The sequence below is a fragment of the Planktothricoides sp. SR001 genome, assembly GCF_001276715.1.
GTDB lineage: Bacteria > Cyanobacteriota > Cyanobacteriia > Cyanobacteriales > Laspinemataceae > Planktothricoides > Planktothricoides raciborskii.
Genome location: NZ_LIUQ01000005.1, coordinates 32,244 through 51,790, shown reverse-complemented (window position 1 = coordinate 51,790; position 19,547 = coordinate 32,244). Strand labels below are relative to the sequence as shown.

Genomic DNA, 19,547 nt, shown 5'->3' with positions numbered 1-19,547 from the left:
AACAACTAGAGGGGTGTCTCAAGATGTGGTCAACCTGGAAAAAGTTGATATGGCAATGGCGTGGGGTATGGCTAACAGCCCCTAGTATGGCAGTCCTAGTCATCCTGGTGCGCTGGGGTGGATTGTTGCAAGCCTGGGAATGGGCAGTTTTCGATCAGTCCCTTCGGCTGCGTCCTGAAGCAACCCAGGATCGCCGAATTGCGATTGTCGGGATTGACGATCAGGATCTGCAAAAAATTGGTCAGGCGATCATTCCTGATGGGGTTTATGCGGATTTGCTCCGCAAACTCAAGGCTATGGAACCGAGAGCCATTGGTTTGGATATTTATCGGGATTTACCCATAGAACCCGGTCATCAAGAGTTGGTCGAAGTGTTTAAATCCACCCCAAATCTCGTGGCTATTCAGAAAGTGGTGGGGAATAGTCCCAGGGAACTGGTCGCTGGCCCCCCCGCTTTGGCGGGCAACTTTTTTCAAGTTGGCGCAAATGATTTAATTGTTGATGCGGATAACAAGGTGCGCCGTAGTTTTCTTTATGTGCAACCGGATCCGGAGCAAACCTACTTCAGTTTTGGGATGTTGTTGGCGGGTGCTTATTTAAATGCTGACGGCATTAGCCCAGAACAAGATCCAGACACAGGAATTTGGCGGTTTGGTCAGACTGAGTTTCCGCCTTTAGAAGCCAATGATGGCGGCTATGTGCGGGCAGATGTGGCGGGCTATCAGGTGATGCTGAACTATCGCGCTGGGAGTCAGCATTTCGAGACGGTGCCGATGCGAGATATTTTGGACAATAAGGTGCCGCCAGATTGGGGGCGCGATCGCATCATTTTAATTGGGGCGGTCAGTGACAGTTCTAACGACTTATTTTTTACCCCCTATAGTAGTGGTCTGCTGACCCTGCCAGAACGGATGGCGGGAGTAGAAATTCATGCCAATGCGATCAGCCAAATTTTAAGCAGCGTCCTCAACGATCGCCCCTTAATTAGAAGTTGGCCAGAATATTATGAATGGCTGTGGATTTTATTTTGGAGTACCATTGGCGCGTCCTTCACTTGGGCATGGCGATCCACGGGTAGCGAGAAAACCTTTTCCTGGCAAAAAACCGTCGCCCTAGTCAGTGCGGGAGTGGCCTTATTTGGCAGCACTTATGTGGCCATGTTACAAGGTTTGTGGCTGCCCGTAGTCCCTGCGGGTTTAGCCTTAGCCGGTTCCGCGATCGCCGTCACCGCTTATATTGCTCGTAGTGCCGCTGAAATTAGAAAAACCTTTGGCCGTTATCTCACCTCGGAAGTGGTGTCTAACTTATTAGAAAACCCCGAAGGTTTAAAAATGGGGGGAGAACGGCGCAAAATTACCATTTTTACTTCCGATTTAAGAGGTTTTACCGCTTTATCGGAAAGACTCTCTCCCGAAGAAGTGGTGAAAATTCTTAACTTCTATCTCAGCAAAATGGCGGATGTGATTACATCCTACCAAGGGACAATTGATGAGTTTATGGGAGATGGGATTTTGGTGCTGTTTGGGGCACCGACCGCTAGACCGGATGACCCGGAACGAGCGATCGCCTGTGCGATCGCCATGCAGTTGGCAATGGATACCGTCAACCAAAAAATGAGAGAGTGGGGCTTGTCGGAACTAGAAATGGGCATCGGCATCAACACTGGGGAAGTGGTGGTCGGCAATATTGGCTCCGAGAAACGCACCAAATACGGGATCGTTGGCAGTCAAGTCAACTTAACTTATCGGATTGAATCCTACACCACTGGGGGACAGATTCTCATCTCCGAAACCACCTTAAAAGATGCCGGTGAACAGTTAGTTCAAATCAACGGCACAAAACAGGTGACACCCAAAGGGGTAAAAGAACCCATCACCATCTATGATGTGGGTGGCATTCAGGGAAAATATCATTTATCTCTGCAAAAAAAAGAAGAAGTTTTCTTCCCCCTCAAGGAACCATTGCCTTTGCAATACACGGTTTTAGATGGCAAAAATATTGGCGATACCAAGTTTTCCGCCAATTTGATTCATCTATCCCCCAAAGCCGCTTTATTGCAAATCCCCGATCCATCGCCAGATCATGTCCAACCCATCCCCTTAACAAATCTCAAATTAAATTTACTTTCCCCAGAAACCGAGGCAGAATTCAGTGAAGATATTTATGGGAAAGTTTTGGAAAAACCAGCGGATTTGGGCTGTTTTTATATTCAGTTTACCTCCAAACCTCCAGGGGTTGAAGCCAAATTGAGCGCCCTGTATAAATCCCTCACTGTTTAAATCGGATGCGGCGATCGCCGAATTTTATAATTTTTTTCCTACATCTAGATGGCGGGGAGTGATTAACTCAAGAAATGTTCATATGGGACTGCTGAATTGTTAGTCCCAGCTTCGTCTCGTTTTTTCTGTATATCAAAAAATCTAACCAATTCAGAAATCAGAGAGTGACAACATGATTAAAATACTTTTCTTAGGGACTGGATCGGCTTTTACTGTGGGAGCCGATAATTATCAATCAAATATGCTACTGATCGACGAACAAGGTAATAAACTTTTGATTGATTGTGGGTCAGATATTCGCTTTTCCCTGTATGCCGAAGGGTTTTCTTATTTAGATATTACTGATATTTATATCAGCCATTTACATTCGGATCATGCCGGGGGTTTGGAATATATGGCTTTTACTACCAAGTTTGATCCCCGCTGCCAGAAACCCAATTTGTACATCAGTAAAGATATTGCAGGTCCCCTCTGGCAAAATACTTTATCCGGTGGGTTAACATCAGTGCAAGGGGATATTAATGATTTAGATAGTCTGTTTGCCGTGCATAAAGTAAGCAAGAATGGCCATTTTACTTGGCAAGGAATTCAATTTGACTTGGTGCAAGTAATCCATATTGATAATGGCTATTATCTGATGCCTAGCTATGGCTTATTTTTTGCAGTGAATGGGCTGAAGATATTTTTAACCACCGATACCCAATTACAGGTGGAAAAAATGCAGGAGTATTACGATCGCGCCGATCTGATTTTCCACGATTGCGAAACCTCCAAATTCCCCACTCCCGTTCATGCCCATTATAATGATTTGGTGAAGTTACCCGCCGAAATCAAACAGAAAATGTGGTTGTATGGATATCAACCAGGCCCATTACCCGATGCCACAGAAGGGGGATTTTTGGGCTTTGTCAAACGGGGACAAAGTTTTGAATTATCCGAGGCTTTGATTCGGTGATTATAAGCGATCGGTTTGGGTGATTTGATGAATTGATCCCTGGGGATCCCTGGCGATCGCCAGGGATCCCCCCATTTCCTCCGAGTATCTTGCTGCCGGGGGAATTTTTTTCTCTCTGACAAATGCTGGGGCGGCATCTCTCAGTGGAATTACTGAACGACCCAGTAAAATTACTCAGATTAACCCAGCAAAAAAGCTGGCAAAATCACTGATGTAATTATATTGCTTTCAGGGGTAAGCTGATAGATAGATGAATAGCAGCGTCTGGGAAACAATTTACAGAAACCATAGAAACCGGGTTTCTGGCTAGATCGTGGCACTTACTGGCTACGGCAAATCGGCCAATGGGATGTTAAATTCAAAGGAAATTCTCCCAATCCACTCAGGTTAGGGCAATATGGATCGGCAGATCCGTCTGGCGATCGTGGAAACAAAATTTATCTCTATGTTTACTGAATGTTTACTGACTTTGGCACAGATATATCTAGTCCAGCCTACGGGGAATCCCCTGACCAGAATTTTAGCTTGATGATGGCTCAAATCCTGTTGAATCAACCTAATGATTTGAACCGGGCGTCGTCAATTGTTGAACTAATCAGAAATACCTTTAATGTAGACTGCTGCTTGATGGCAGTAGAGAGGAGCTTTGAGGAACCGATCCCATCAAAGATTGACTGGTATGTCAGCACGTCATCACAAATTCAAGAACGGTTTGGCTCAGAAGTAGCATCTTTGCCGTGTGAGGATGATTTGCAACTTGATTTGCAGCCTTTGTGGGATGCAATAGTGGCAGAACCCGATGGAGTTTTGATTTCTCAAGCTCAGGCAGTGTTTTCTGAGTTGGGGGTATCCAACTGGTTATCGCAGCTTGAAGGGTCATTGATCGCGATCGCGGCTCCCCCCAATCGACCTGTGGTTGGAGGCTTGGTGCTGATCGCTATGCAACCATTATTATGGACGGAAACAAAGATGCAACAGCTTAACGAAGTGTCAAGCCAAGTGGCGATCGCCATTGCCAATTTGGATCAACAGAGGACAATTAGTTCTTACAAAGAAAAAGTGACATCCATTCGTCAGCAACAAAACTTAATCCATCAGATGACAATGGCGATTCATCACTGGAGTGACTTAGATCAAATTCTACTTATGGCGATTGATAAACTGGTGGACTCGTTAGCAGTTGAAAAAGGGTTGATTTTACTCCTTAAATATCAAGATCCTCTATATAAAAGCCGTAACATAAGTCAGGGTGCTAAACAGAAAGGACGCAGCAAACGAGTCCCTAGAGCGAAAGTGGTAGTGGTTTGTCAAAGTGGTTTGGCTGTTGTTAAAGAAACAGATGAAGCGGAAAAGGATCGATCTTTTGTCCCTGATTCTATAGTCAATGAGTCTTTAGTCAATGAGTCTTTTTGGCTGTCTGATTGTCCCTGGTGCCAACAAGCTTTTCTCAACGCCCCAGAGCCGATCAATCTACCCAATCTCACCGAGGAGTCTGCTGACCGGGAAAATTACCCGAAAACGATGTTCAAAATTTTTGATCTAGAGCGGATGCGATCGGGTATTAATGTGCCGATTATCGCCCTGAGTAGTGGGGGTAGCGGTAATACGATTTTAGGGTTTTTAGTGTTGCAAAATTCCAGCGATCGCCCGTGGTCTGCGGAAGAGTTAAAAATTTTAGAATTAGTCGGCACTCAACTAGGCAATGCGATTTTACAAAATCAAACTTTGCACCAAGTTCAAGCCTTAGTAGAAGACCGCAATGCTCAACTGAAGCGAGCGATGGAAGTGCAAGCCAAACTTTACGAACTGACCCGCCAACAACTTGACCAACTGCGACGCTTAAATGAGGTGAAAGATGAATTTCTTGATACTCTCAACCATGAGTTAAAAACTCCCCTGGCGACCATGCGGATGGCGATCGAAAATTTACGCCGTCCCGGGATTTCCCCCGAACGCCAAGCCATGTATTTGGACATGATGCAATCCCAATTAAATCGGGAAACCAAATTGGTCAATGACTTACTCAAGTTGCGGGAATTAGAGTTTCGCAACTCTACTATCCAACTAGAAATGCTCGATTTGCAACCATTTTTGCGCGGTTTAGCAGATAATTTCCGGCAAACCTGGTCTGATAAAGAATTAACCCTCTCTTTACGCTTAGAAAAAAAACCCCTGAAAATTCAAACCGATCCCAAAAATCTGGAACACGCGATCGTGGAACTGCTTACCAACGCCGGGAAATACTCAGATCCCGCAACCAATGTTGATTTGCAGGTCATGCAGCACATAGAAACAGGCTCGGTTGTGATTAAAGTCACCAATATTGGCGCCGGGATCTTTCCAGCGGATCTACCTAATATTTTCGACAAGTTTCGGCGCGGTCAAGGGATGACCCAAAAAGCGGTAGCCGGCACCGGATTAGGTTTAGCCTTGGTCAAGTCATTGATTTCTCACTTAAATGGCACCATCACCGTCACCAGTGAGTCCTTACAGCCCCCGGAAAATGCCGATGATGATTCGGTGCCTTGGGAAACCTGCTTTACCGTCACTTTGCCCCAGCAACTTAAACGACCAGAACTCTAAGGGAACTTTCAGGCAATGGTTCGGGCAATGGTTCGGGCAATGCTTCAGGCAATGGTTCGGGCAATGGTTCGGGCAATGGTTGGCTTGGACATTCAGCATCACCAAACCCCATCAATTTTAGCGAGTTAGAAGTTAGCTGACTCGCTTTTGGTTGCCTGACTATGGCAAACTACTGAATGTCCCCGTGGTGCTGTGATTTCCCAAGCCCAAAGAATGCTCACAAATTCTACTCCAAAAACCTTCCGCTGGCAAAAAACTCAATATTCTCCCTTAGATCGGCAACGAGAAGTCTTTAGCGCTGCCGGATATTTTCTCTTTTGTTTGTGGTTGGATAAAAAACTGGGCAGAAATTCCCCGCAAATTAGACAAAAGCGTGCTCAGTGGTTAGTTCAAAAGCTTTTAGATTTAGGTCCGACATTTATTAAAATTGGCCAAGCTTTGTCCACTCGCGCCGATATCCTGCCCTTGGAATATGTGCGAGCCTTGAGTTCCCTGCAAGATAAAGTCCCGGAATTCAGTGGCAATGAGGCGATCGCCCTGATCGAATCAGAATTCGGCAGTTCCATTTATTCCCTATATCGGGATTTTAAGGACCGTCCGATCGCCGCTGCCAGTTTAGGACAGGTTCACCTCGCCCAACTCCACACCGGACAAGATGTGGTGGTCAAAGTCCAACGTCCGGGATTACAAGAACTCTTTCAATTAGATTTTCAAGCCTTGGGCAAACTCTTGCGGTTTTGTCGTCGCTGGTTGCCTTGGACAAGAATCTATAACTTAGAAGCAATTTATGATGAATTTTTTAATATTCTGTATCTAGAAATTGACTATGTACAAGAAGCAAAAAATGCCGAAAAATTTGCTATTAATTTTAAAGACTATCCCGAAATTATTGTGCCTAAAATTTACTGGGAAAGAACCAATACGAAAATTTTAACTATTGAATATCTCCCAGGGATTAAAATTGATGACCGGGAAACGATTGAAAAATTTGGCTTAAATCCCCAAAAAATTAATCAGATTGGCATTTGTTGCTACCTGAAACAAATCTTGATTGATGGCTTCTTTCAAGCGGATCCTCATCCGGGCAACATGGCCTTAACCCCCCAAGGACAAATCATTTTTTACGACTTCGGCATGATGTCGGAAGTCAACGCTCTGAATAAAGAAGAGATGATTAAAACATTTTTTGCCGTTCTCAGAAAAGATACGGATGAGGTGATTACCACCCTGATTAATATGGGACTAATTGAGCGGGTTTCGGATATGAGGCCAGTCCGTCGCATGATTACTTTTTTATTAGATAAGTTTACAGAAAAACCGATTGATTTTCAGGCATTTGGCGAGATTAAAGGGGAGCTTTATGCGATGTTTGAACAGCAGCCATTTCGCCTGCCTGCCCAGATGACTTTTATTTTAAAAGCCTTAACCACCCTGGATGGGCTGGCACGGTCTTTAGATCCACAATATAATTTAGTGGCAGCGGCTCAACCGTTTGTCAAGAGTATTACGGCATCCCAGGGACGGAGTAATCTGATTCAAGAACTGACGAAGCAAACTCGTAATTTTATTCAGTATAAATTACAACAACCCAATGCCACTGAACGGGTGATCCGCCGCTTAGAAGAGCGGATCGCCCAGGGAGAACTGGAGCTACAAGTCCGCTCTATGGAGAGCGATCGCGTCCTCAGACGAATTAGTCTGGGAATAAAAACCCTGATTTATGCTTGTTTAACCGGATTTAGCTTCTTAGGGGGTGCTGTATTAGTGGTAGGTAATTTTAAATCTTGGGCAATTTTTGCCTTTACACTTTGTGCTCTATGTTTCTTGTTGCTGTTACGCTCTTTAAGCGCTTTAGCTTTGCGGGAAAAACTCGATCAAATGATAGAAAAATAGCCAGATTTCCCAGGGGGCGATTTTTTCGGTGTTTCCGGGGAAAAATCATCGGTCTGAGTGGATGGGCAGCTTTCAGCGATCGCACGCACCTTGCTCAGGCGAGGGAATCGCCCAGGCTCAAAGCAGACCCACCAATTGTTGTTCACCGAAAAATGTTAAACTTTGTAATATATATCCGGTCGGATTTAGGGTGCTTCTCATAAATTTCTCACTGTTTGATAGCTGTTTGATCACTGTTTGATCGCTGTTTCATCATTGCTTTGCTCTCGGCCTCGCCACTACCGCAACCATCTTATCGATATAACCCTTAAATCACCAGAACCCACTCATGCTAAATCTACCCGGTTATCAGATTCTTGAGCAAATTTACGACAGTCACAAGTCTCGCGTGTACAAAGGCTGCCGCGATGAAGACAGTCAGCCTGTGATCCTGAAATTACTCAAACAAGATTATCCCACCCCAAAGGATATCAGTAGATATCAACAAGAATTTGAGATTCTATATAATTTAAATATCGACAGTGTTGTCCAAGCCTACGCCCTCAAATCCTATCAAAATACTTTAGTGATTGTTTTGGAGGACTTTGGCGGGATTTCCTTGAGTGATTACTTGCAAACACAACATTTTACCCTAGAACAATTTTTCCCATTAGCAATCAAAATTACTGAAACTATCGGGGAAATTCATGGGGCTCATGTAATTCATAAGGATCTTAATCCTTCCAATATTGTCTGGAATCAAGCTACCAATGAAATCAAAATTATTGACTTTGGCATTTCTAGCAGAATTGCTGAACCGACCAATGGCAGTAAACCAACCGCAACAACTTTAGAGGGGACGATCATCTATATGTCTCCAGAGCAAACCGGACGGATGAATCGAAGTGTGGACTATCGCACCGATTTTTATTCTCTGGGGATGACTTTTTATGAAATGCTGACTGGGCAATTGCCTTTTCAAATCACCGACCTCACGGATCATATCGAGTTGGTACATTGTCATATTGCTAAACAGCCAGTGCCTGCCCACAAAATTAATCCAGATATCCCGAAATCGGTGTCAGATATTATCCTCAAATTATTGGCGAAAACCCCTGAAGAAAGATATCAAAGTGCGTGGGGTCTGCGAGAAGATTTAGCCCGCTGTTTAAGAGAAATAGAAAATTCTGGGGCGATCGCCGAGTTTACTTTGGGAACCCAAGATATTTCAGAACAGTTTCATCTACCCCAAAAACTCTATGGCCGAGAATTAGAAATTAAAACCCTGCTTAATGCATTTGACCGAGTGGTTCAGGGAGAAAAATCCCTGGTGATCCTTTCTGGAGAAACCGGAATTGGCAAGTCATCATTGGTGCAAGAAATTTATCAATCAATTACCCAAAAGCAAGGTTATTTACTGACCGGCAAATTCGCTGCCAATCAGCCGGAACGGTCAGACAGTGCCAGACCCCCCGGAAGATCCCTCCAGGGAATTCCCCAAGCTTTTGCTGGGTTAATTCGGCAACTCCTGACCGAAAGTCAAGCCCAACTGAACCACTGGCAAACTAAACTCAGGGAAGTTTTGGCCGATCAAGTCCAAATCATCATGGAGATCATTCCCGAATTAAAACTGATGCTGAATCAGCCAGAGAATCCTCTCACCATTGACCCCAATTACCTTACCGATTCCCCGGAAATTGAAGGTGATCTCACGGGCAATCTGTATCGGGAGCAGATGGATCGAGTCTGGTTAAATTTTATTCGGGTATTTTGCCATCAAACGCATCCCCTGGTGATTTTTCTGGACGAGATCCACTGGGCTGACTCAGGAATTTTGAAACTGCTGGAGATGATTATGCTCGATCCCGAAATCGAGCATCTTTTGCTGATCTTGGCTTATCGAGAGTATGAAACCGTAGAAACCCGTGAAATGCCCCTGGATGGTTTCCATCAATATTTAGAAACCCTTCAGCAAGCACAGATTAGAATTGATTACCTCAGACTTAATCCCTTAACTTATGAGCAAATTATCAATTTGATGGCCGAAACCTTGCAGCAACACGATGATTCGGTCAAGTCTTTGGCCGGAATTGTCTTCTGGAAAACAGCGGGAATCCCTTGTTTAGTCCGGCAATTTCTCAAAACCTTGTATGAAGAAAAATTACTGAAATTTGAATATCACAAATCCCCAGGGAAAACTGTACAAAAGCCGCGCTGGACATGGGACATTGAACAAGTAAAATCCATAGAACTTGCCAATGCAATATCGGAATTGCCCGTTTATCAGTTGAGGAAATTACCAGAAGCCACTCAACAAGTGTTACATTTAGCCGCTTGTTTGGGTAATTCGTTTGATTTACAGACTTTATCGCGGCTTTATGAAAAACCTATTCGAGAAACTTTTGAGGTTCTTTGGCCGGGAATTCAAGAAGGGTTTATTTTGCCTCAGTCAGAACTGGAAACCATCGAGATAGAAGCCCATGATACTTTTTTGTTGTTTGAGGAATTTAAATTTTGTTCTCATCGAGTCCAACAAGCTGCTTCGGAAATGATTGAAAACGAGGAAATTCAGAAAAAAATTAATTTAAAAATTGGCAATTTTCTCAAATCTCAAAATTTAATTAACTCTAAAAAGCAGTTGTTTCAAATTGTAGAAAATTTAAATAATGCCAAAGATTTGATTGTCGATCGAAGCGATCAAATTGAGTTAGCCGAGTTAAATTTAAAAGCAGCTAAATCCAGCCAAGCCCAGAACGATTATGATCTCGCCAGAGAATACTTAACCAATGCCCGGTTTTTCTTGAACCCGGACAACTGCTGGGAAAATCATTATGAGTTGGCGATCGATCTCTATAAAATGTTCGCCGAAGTGGAATTAGCCACCGACCGATTTGATCAAGCTGAAGATCATCTCTATTTGCTGATTGAAAAATTAAAGTATCCCATAGAAAAATCAGAAATAGCTTACCAGATCATCCAACATTACTGGCAAGTGTCTAAACATAAACAAGCGATTCTTTTAGGCAGAAAAGCTTTGAAATGGTTGGGAATAGAAATCCCCAATTCAGAAGAAGATATTTGCCAGCAAATTACTGAGGAAGTTCACCGGATAAATAAGTATTTATCCAGTCGGTCGATTGAAAATTTGATTAGTCAAGATCCGCCAATTAATTTAGCCAAACAAATGCTAATTAAATTATTGACTACCTTGTCTTTAGCCGCGAAACCCATCAGTCAAAACTTATTTGACTTGCTGATCGTCCTATCGGTGCATTTGAGTGTGCAATATGGTCATCTCCCAGAATCTGCTTATGCTTATGCGGCTTATAGCGTGATTTTAGCGGCGGTATTTGACGATGATCGCTCCAGCCATGAGTTTGGGGAACTGGCGTTTAGCTTGAGCAAAAAGCTGCACGATCCCATATGCCAATGCTTAACCTACAATTTGTATGCGAATGCCATCAGTATTTGGTTTAAGCCCATCAGTTTTGCCAATTCTATTAATACTCAGGGATATGAAATTGCCCGCGAAGCGAGAGATTTAGGATTAGCACGAGATTTCTTGATGAATCAATGTGTGAACTATTTCTATCAAGGAAAATTTTTGGCTCACTTGATGGCCGATTTAAATCACTGTCTTGAATTGAATTATAGTGGTTCTAGCCGGTGGACTACCGAGTCCATTTTAGCCAGTGAGATGGCGATCGCAAACTTAACCGGACAAACCAGCGATCAATTCACCTTTGCCACCAGGAAATATAGTGAAGATGAATATTTAAACTCGGAAAATTACCACCAAGATTTAGCCGGAGTGTCTTTGTATAAACTGTATAAAATGCAGATTTTATACTTGTATGAAGATTACAAAAACGCATTAAAATTAGCTGAAAATTTAGAAAAATTTATTAATTATTTACGAGGTACTATTGCTAAATTTGAGTATATTTTCTATTACTCACTGATTTTATCCAGTTTATATAAAAAAGTTTCTGACGACCAAAAAGTAAACTTTTTAATGCGGTTAGTCAATTACCAGAAGATCCTAAAAAAATGGGAGCAAAACTGTCCAGATAATTTTCGCGCCAAATTTTTATTAGTCAAAGCCGAAATAGCTCGAATCAACGGAAATATAGTTGAGGCGATGAATTCCTACGATTATGCGATTCAATTAGTTCAAGGCCATGAATATATCCAAATCAGAGCTTTGGCAGATGAACTCGCCGCTAAGTTTTGGCTAGAACAAAAAAAAGAAGCTTTTGCCACCCTGTATCTAGAAAAAGCTCGCGCTTGTTACCAAATTTGGGGTGCCAAACGGAAGGTAGAGGACTTAGAGTCAAAATATGCCGCATTCTTGCCGATGAACCCGGCAGAGAAAGCCAAGGTGATCGATCAAATCAAACCCTCTAGTACCTTGTCTAGTCCTTTAGTGAGTACCCTATCCCGTACCACCACTTATATGTCATCGAATAGCGAGGTGGCAATTCTGGATTTGGCAACGGTGATGAAAGCATCCCAAGCGATTTCCGAGGAAATTGTTTTGGACAAATTGCTAGAAAAATTAATGAAAATTCTGATGGAAAATGCCGGGGCGCAGAAAGGCTTTCTCATTTTGGAAAGTCAAGGTAAACTGCTGATTGAAGCGGCAGGAACTATGGTGACAGATACCCTAAAAGAATCCAGCATTCCTGACCTCACGATTCAGGTGTTGCAGTCAATTTCTATCGAAGAAAGTGACCCAGAAGCCGCGAAGATACCAATGGCAATTGTTAACTATGTAGCCCGGACTAAAGAAAATGTGGTTTTGCGTGATGCCACTCAATTGGGCAAAGAATTTTCTGCCTTAGAAGAGTCTTCATCCATTACGGATCTGTACCGACAATTTATCAATGATCCTTATCTACAAAAATATCAGACCAAGTCAATTCTCTGTGCGCCTTTGATGAGTAAAGGAGAACTTTATGGCATTATCTATATGGAAAATAATTTGACGCCAGGGGCTTTTACTCCCGATCGCCTGGAAATGTTAAATTTGCTTTCCAGTCAAGCGGCGATTTCTATTGAAAATTCTCGCTACTATACGGAGATGGCGGCATTAAATAAAGCTTATGAACGCTTTGTTCCCCGTCAGTTTCTCCATTTCTTAAAAAAGAAAAGTATCGTAGATGTTCAGTTAGGGGATAATGTCCAACAGGAGATGTCGGTGTTATTTTCTGATATTCGGGCTTTTACCACCCTTTCGGAAAGTTTAACCCCCGCAGAAAATTTTAAGTTTATTAATTCTTATTTAAGTAGTATGGAACCCGCGATCGTGGAGAATAACGGGTTTATTGATAAATATATTGGCGATGCGATTATGGCCTTGTTCCCTGGTGGAGCCGATGATTCCGTGGAAGCAGCAATTTCTATGCTCAGACGCCTTTGGGAATATAATCAAGGACGAGAAAGGGCTGGTTATGTACCGATTGAAATTGGCATCGGTATCAATACCGGGGATTTGATGTTGGGCACCGTGGGGGGCAATTCCCGCATGGATAGTACGGTGATTAGTGATGCGGTTAATTTAGCTTCTCGTTTAGAAGGTTTAACAAAAATCTATGGGGTGTCGTTGTTAATTTCCCATCAGACTTTTTTACGTTTGTCTAATGCCACGAATTATAATATTCGGATTATTGAGCGGTTAAAAGTTAAAGGCAAGTCCCATGAAGTAGCTGTGTTTGAGGTGTTTGATGGTGATGAACCCGAATTGCGCGAACAAAAGTTGATGACATCCAGTTTATTTGAAGAGGCATTGATGCTGTATTATCGTAAGGCTTATCAGGAAGCGGAAAAGTTATTTCAAGATTGTTTACGCCAATGTCCGAAGGATCGGGCGATTCGGGTTTATCTGGAACGTTGTCAATCTAATTTGTAGCGGGTTTTGGCGTTATAGCTTTTTCAAGATTTGCAAGGTAAGGAGTTTAAGGGCTTGAACGGATTGCATCAAACGATTGTAGTGAAAATTGGCACCTCTAGTCTGACTACGGATAGCGGTCACCTGGCGATCGCTACCATTGCCAGTTTGGTCGATACTTTAAGCGCTTTACGTCGGCAGGGACACCGGGTGATTTTAGTCTCTTCTGGGGCCGTGGGCATTGGTTGTGCCCGCTTGGGTCTGCGGGAAAGACCGAAAACCATTGTCGGCAAACAAGCGATCGCTGCGGTGGGACAAGGGCGACTGATGCGAGTTTATGATGATTTGTTCACATTGCAACAACAGGCGATCGCGCAAATTCTCCTCACCCGTAACGACCTGGTACAACGGCGCCGCTATCTCAACGCTTCCAATACCCTCAAAGAACTGCTGCGTCTCGAAGTCATTCCCGTGGTCAACGAAAATGACACCGTAGCCGTTGAAGAACTCAAATTTGGCGACAATGACACCCTTTCCGCAATGGTCGCCAGTTTAGTTGAAGCCGATTGGCTATTTTTATTGACCGATGTAGATCAACTCTACTCCGCAGACCCGCGCAGCAACCCCAACGCCCAACCGATCTCCCTGGTGCAAAGTCTCGACGAACTCAAAGAATTACAAGTGGAAACTGGGGGGGCTGGGAGTAACTGGGGCACGGGCGGTATGGCCACGAAAATTCAAGCCGCCCGCATTGCCACCAGTGCTGGAGTCCGCACCGTGATTATGTCCTCTGCGGTTCCCGGCAATATCTCCAAAGTCTTAGCCGGAGAAAGCATTGGCACTCAATTTGCCCCCCAACTGCATACCAATAATGCTCGCAAACGCTGGATTGCTTATGGATTAATTCCCAATGGCAAATTGTATTTAGATTCCGGGGCAATTAAAGCAATTTGCGATCGCGGTAAATCTTTGTTAGCCGCTGGAATTACTCAAATTGAAGGAGATTTTCAAGCATCCGATGCTGTGGTACTATGTGAAGCAGAAGGAAAAGAAGTCGCCAGAGGACTGGTTAACTATAGTAGTGTTGAACTCCAAAAAATTCGGGGCTGTAAATCAGAAGCAATTCCGGAGATTTTAGGGTATGTGGGTGCAGAAACCATCATTCACCGCGATAACTTAGTCTTGATTTAACTTTCCCTCCAATCGACCAATCACGGGTAATTCTTCCTCGTGGCAATCAGGATCCGCATGGGTCGGCGGTGATTAGCTAAAATGGCGCTATTTTTTTGGCGAGAAATAGCCGCTATTTTAGGGTAAATATCCCTAAATATTTCATTAGATTGCCGAGGAAATAACCGCTTATGATCCGCCAAAATCCGCCGAACCAACCGCCGTCCAGCCAAGCATCAGATGCGGCGAAATCCAAAGGAAAAGTTTTGATTGTTGACGATATCCCCAGCTGCTTACGCCTCTTGTCCCAAATGTTGCAAGATCGTGGCTATGAAGTGATCAATGCCCTAAGTGGGAAAATTGCTTTAAATCAAGTAAAATTAGCCATGCCCGATGTAATTTTGCTGGATATTATTATGCCAGAAATATCCGGATATGAAGTCTGTCAGCGACTCAAATCTAATCCCAAGACAGCCGATATTCCCATTATTTTCTTGACGGCGTCTACGGATTTACCAGAAAAAATTCAGGCATTTAAAGTCGGAGGCGATGATTATGTCACTAAGCCTTTTTACATTCAAGAGGTGCTTTTACGGATTGAACATCAACTCACCCTGAAGCAGCAGCAAAAACAACTAAATTATCTGAATCAACAATTGCGCCAATCTAATGAAGAATTAGCCGAATTTTCATTATTTTTATATCACGAATTGCAATCGCCTTTACAAACCATAATTGGTTTTATGGGATTAGTTTCAGCCCAATCTGAATGCTTTGATAATACAACTAAAAAATATCTCAACTATATTGCCCAAGCCAGCGAGCAGATGCATGATTTTATTTCATATTTGCTGACTTATTCCAGAATTGAAAATATTAAACCAGAATTAGAAATGGTTGACTGTCAAGCGGCGATCGCCCAAGTTTTACATAATTTACAGGGGGCGATCACCGAAACTGGTGCAGTAATTTGTATTGGTTCTAACCCAGGGTCAAGTCAAAGTCAGTCCACTATTTTGCCCAAGGTTATGGGCAATGCTGTGCAACTGGAACAAGTATTTCAAAACTTAATTGAAAATGCCATTAAATTTGCCCGCCCCAACATTCCGCCGCAAATCCAAATAACCTGCCAACCGGATTCCAATGGTGAATTAATATTTTCTATCCATGACAATGGTATTGGCATCGATCCAGCCAATTTTGACCGAATTTTTCAAGTATTTCAACGAATAGAAACGGTGAAAAATTATCCCGGTACAGGTCTGGGTCTTTCTATTTGTAAAAAAATTATCGAGCGGCATGGCGGGAAAATTTGGGTAGAATCAGAATTAGGCTGTGGCAGTACCTTTTATTTTACCCTCCCGGCTTCATCAAACTCCAGTTAAATATTTAAAATTTTAGTTTACTCCGCGATCCGGCGGGGATTAAAATCCCCGCCTCATAGCGCAAGTCGGTTAAAACCGACTAATCATGCTTGTATTTATGGTAATTTCAGTCGGTTTTAACCGACTGTAGGGGTCAACGGCCGTTGACCCCTACAGGCGGGAAGACGATTCCCAGGCGGGGTTAATGTGGTTTATTCATCTAAAAACCGCTGTAAGAATAGCTGATACTGAAAGGAGACAGTTAAAAACCTTGACCAATTCTGAGTTAGAAATTTATCTAGAAGTGCCCCATGATGCTACCAGCGATCGCCTGGATATTTGGGTATCGGAACAACTACCGGATATCTCCCGGAACCGCGTACAAAAAATTATTCAAGACGGTGGTGTGCGGGTGAATGGAGAGGTCTGTCAGTTAAAAAAAAGCCAACTTAAACCGGGCGATCGCCTAGCCATTACCATTCCCCCAGCGCAACCCTTAGAATTAGCGTCCGAGGAAATTCCCCTGGACATTCTTTATGAAGACGATCACTTATTAATTATTAATAAACCAGCAGGCATGGTGGTGCATCCAGCCCCCGGTCATCACGGAGGCACCCTAGTCAATGCCTTACTTGCCCATTGTCCCGATTCTTTAGCCGGAATTGGGGGAGTCCAACGTCCGGGGATTGTGCATCGTTTGGACAAAGAAACTACTGGCGCGATCGCGATCGCCAAAACCGACCAGGCCCATATTCACCTGCAAGGACAAATTCAAGCCAAAACTGCCCGTCGGGAATACTTGGGCGTCGTCTACGGCACCCCCCGCGAAGCAAGTGGCACCATCAACTTACCCATTGGTCGTCATCCCATCGATCGCAAAAAACAGGCGATCGTCCCCGTCGAAAAAGGTGGTCGAGTCGCCATCACCCACTGGCAAATCCAAGAACGTCTGGGCAACTACACCCTCATCCATTTTCAACTGGAAACCGGACGCACCCATCAAATCCGGGTGCATAGCGCCCATATTGGGCATCCCATTGTTGGCGATACCATCTATGGCAAAGGGCGATCGGTTGGCGTCAACCTCCCCGGTCAAGCTTTACACGCATGGCGACTCACCTTGCAACATCCCATTACCGGAGAAGCGATCGAAGTCTGTGCCCCCTTGCCAAAACCCTTCCAAACCCTGCTGCAAGTCCTCCGCAACAGACAACCATAAAAATCAGAAACCTGGGATCAAAAAATATCCGTAAGGGCGAAGCATTTTGGTCAAAATTTGGGCATTTTTCCCAGCATTGTGGCCAAAATGCTTCGCCCCTACAGGGGTAAATTATTCAGCAGAAAAACCCGACAAACATAAAAATCAGGAACCAGGGATCAAAAATTGAGAGATTCCTCCCAATTCCTCAGCCCTCGTTCCTGATTGATCGGTAATAATTAGCGTAAAAATCGCTTACTTACGAGGCACCAACGCCAAGTAATTCATATTGCTGGTGGACACTCTTGGGGTAGTGACTTCCCGTGGAGCCACTTCGCGAGCCATACCGAGATACAAGGAGGGATTTCCAGCTTTCGGCTGCTGTTCTTGGGGGATAAACCGACGCACCACGTTTTGCCAAACGATTTGGGGGAAACCCAGTTGTCCGCGATGGTATTCGCCATAGCGAGGAGTATCGAGGTTAAAGGGAGTTTCACCAGTAGCACGTTGTGGCAAAATCCGCCGCCGTTGGTAAGGCACCGTATCAAAGCCAAAGTTACTCAGGTATTCATCGCTACCCAGCAAAGCATCCACAAATCCTTGAATGCCTTTTTGGGCTACCACGATCGACCACGCGATTTTCTCGCGCTCATTGTAAACATCGCGACCCAAAACCCGCTGCACACAGATTTGGACAAAGCGATAGTTGCTATTGGTTTCATAGTTCAGCCGACGGAAAGAATCCGACAACAGCAGGCCACGAATGAAATCGCGCACTGTAATCTGACAATTTCTTAGCTGAGATTCCAGGAATTTTTGACGAGTAGTCGATAAAATTTGGTGTTCGCTGAAAATTTGGCGATAAGCTGCCCAAATCAACTCATCCATTTCAGTAGAACTGGGAGTATTTTCAGTGGTATAGATCATGGGTTGCTCTTCACTGGCAACCTCATATCCCACAACCCGCTGATTTTGGGATGTGTAGGAATACTCTAGCAAAGGAAGTGACACGTCAGACTCTCCGTTATATCAAGTATGTTATCCGTATATTATCCGTTGTTGGCGATCGCCTACAGTCTTCGTCGAGAAATTCAAGAAATGACTAAGCTTAAGTTGCCAACCCAGTAATCTTACTTTCTCAGTAATCTGCTTGATAACTCTCACAAATGTCTTCTTGATTTTTGCCGAAGATGAGGGTCTACCTGGATAAATAAACAACCGTCATCAATAAGATTAGGGGATTTCAGTCCTCAGCGCGTCATTTTTCTTAGCAAATGCAACAATCTGTAATATTTCTTTCAGTTTTCTGCCCCTCCTGGGTGTGGGGCCGCCATCGGTGTGGGGAGCGGCGGTTCGGCCCTTCGGCTGCGCTCAGGACAGGCTTCGCTCACCGACCGGGGGAGCGGGGGAAAGTGAAAAGTTATGTATTGAAAAGTTGTAGGGGCGAATGGCCATTCGCCCCTACAAGTTAAAAGAAATATCAATATTCACTATTCAATATTCACTATTTACTATTTACTATTCACTATTCACTCTTCACTACACCCTACACCCCGAAGGGGCGGATGAAAATATATCACGAGTCACGAATACAAAATAAGCAATTGTTTGAAGTAGTATAAATAATTTTCTATAGATTAAAGGGCAGCCTCCCAGAAAAACTAATATTCGCAATTGCTCTATATATTCTTTTAATATGGTATATAACTTTATAAAGATTAAGTCGTCACAGGGGTATAATCCAAGTGGGGAAGTTCTTGTTTAAAAATAATCAACCCAAGACCATTGACAGAACTTGCAGCCGACCGTTTCCCTGACCCCTGGCAAAATGTAAACATTTATAACAAGCCTAGCCCTGCTAGTGAGAATCTGTTATATCTAAGAAATAGATCTGACTATTGCAAATAATTTTTATTAAGTCCGGCAAGATATTTAATTAAATAAAAGCGCGTCAAGCGAAGCTATCGTGTCAGCGAATCGCCCATCTATCCCCTTCAAACAATGAAATCAACCCAAAACCCTAAAATTAATCCACACCAATGGCGACGCAGCAATATGAATCTGGGGAATGAATTGGACTGCAAGTACAGCAGCCTTTCCTGAGTCTGTCCTGAATAAACATCATCGCCCTCGGTGCGACAAACTGCTGATGAGTGGGTGAGATGAGTAAGTGACTAAAAATTTAGCAATTTAAATGTATGCATCATCTAGCCGCGAAGCTGGAAAACCTAGAATT

11 protein-coding genes are annotated in these 19,547 nt (G+C 43.7%); 10 read left to right on the top strand and 1 reads right to left on the bottom strand.

Annotation, left to right across the window (positions count from 1 at the left end; all coding sequences use genetic code 11):
* Positions 1 to 23: 23 nt before the first annotated feature.
* The 9 genes from AM228_RS04620 (at position 24) to AM228_RS04585 (ending at position 17,332) form a co-directional block, all read left to right on the top strand.
* Entirely contained in the window at positions 24 to 2,279 is a 2,256-nt protein-coding gene (locus AM228_RS04620; protein WP_054464937.1) for a CHASE2 domain-containing protein, read from the top strand.
* Between the two features lie 172 nt (positions 2,280 to 2,451).
* Positions 2,452 to 3,234: an MBL fold metallo-hydrolase gene (locus tag AM228_RS04615; RefSeq protein ID WP_054464936.1), complete on the top strand. Its 783-nt coding sequence runs from the start codon at positions 2,452 to 2,454 to the stop codon at positions 3,232 to 3,234.
* Positions 3,235 to 3,631: 397 nt separating this feature from the next.
* Positions 3,632 to 3,763, top strand: coding sequence for a hypothetical protein (locus AM228_RS36015; RefSeq protein WP_255353150.1), 132 nt, complete (start codon positions 3,632 to 3,634; stop codon positions 3,761 to 3,763).
* The gene (locus tag AM228_RS04610) at positions 3,763 to 5,817 is read left to right on the top strand and encodes a GAF domain-containing sensor histidine kinase (protein ID WP_190877660.1); all 2,055 of its coding nucleotides are present in this window, start codon (positions 3,763 to 3,765) and stop codon (positions 5,815 to 5,817) included. The genes AM228_RS36015 and AM228_RS04610 overlap by 1 nt, the downstream gene beginning before the upstream one ends.
* 213 nt (positions 5,818 to 6,030) lie before the next feature.
* Positions 6,031 to 7,710 carry an AarF/ABC1/UbiB kinase family protein gene (locus tag AM228_RS04605; RefSeq protein ID WP_054465054.1) on the top strand — a complete coding sequence of 560 codons (1,680 nt, stop codon included), beginning with the start codon at positions 6,031 to 6,033 and terminating at the stop codon, positions 7,708 to 7,710.
* Positions 7,711 to 8,038: 328 nt separating this feature from the next.
* On the top strand, positions 8,039 to 13,600 hold the full coding sequence (locus AM228_RS04600; RefSeq protein ID WP_054464934.1) for an AAA family ATPase: 5,562 nt from the start codon (positions 8,039 to 8,041) through the stop codon (positions 13,598 to 13,600).
* A gap of 63 nt (positions 13,601 to 13,663) precedes the next feature.
* Positions 13,664 to 14,770, top strand: a complete 1,107-nt coding sequence (gene proB / locus AM228_RS04595; RefSeq protein ID WP_054465053.1) for a glutamate 5-kinase — start codon at positions 13,664 to 13,666, stop codon at positions 14,768 to 14,770.
* A 170-nt stretch (positions 14,771 to 14,940) separates the two neighbouring features.
* Entirely contained in the window at positions 14,941 to 16,134 is a 1,194-nt protein-coding gene (locus AM228_RS04590; RefSeq protein ID WP_054464933.1) for an ATP-binding protein, read from the top strand.
* A 250-nt stretch (positions 16,135 to 16,384) separates the two neighbouring features.
* Entirely contained in the window at positions 16,385 to 17,332 is a 948-nt protein-coding gene (locus tag AM228_RS04585) for an RluA family pseudouridine synthase (RefSeq protein WP_054465052.1), read from the top strand.
* Positions 17,333 to 17,566: 234 nt separating this feature from the next.
* On the opposite strand, the gene AM228_RS04580 is transcribed toward AM228_RS04585, so the two are convergent.
* Complete coding sequence (locus AM228_RS04580) at positions 17,567 to 18,322, bottom strand: phycobilisome rod-core linker polypeptide (RefSeq protein WP_054464932.1); 756 nt, start codon at positions 18,320 to 18,322, stop codon at positions 17,567 to 17,569.
* A gap of 436 nt (positions 18,323 to 18,758) precedes the next feature.
* Between AM228_RS04580 and AM228_RS31830 the strand changes: the two genes are divergently transcribed.
* Positions 18,759 to 18,911, top strand: coding sequence for a hypothetical protein (locus AM228_RS31830; RefSeq protein ID WP_156331533.1), 153 nt, complete (start codon positions 18,759 to 18,761; stop codon positions 18,909 to 18,911).
* The last annotated feature ends 636 nt before the right edge of the window (positions 18,912 to 19,547 follow it).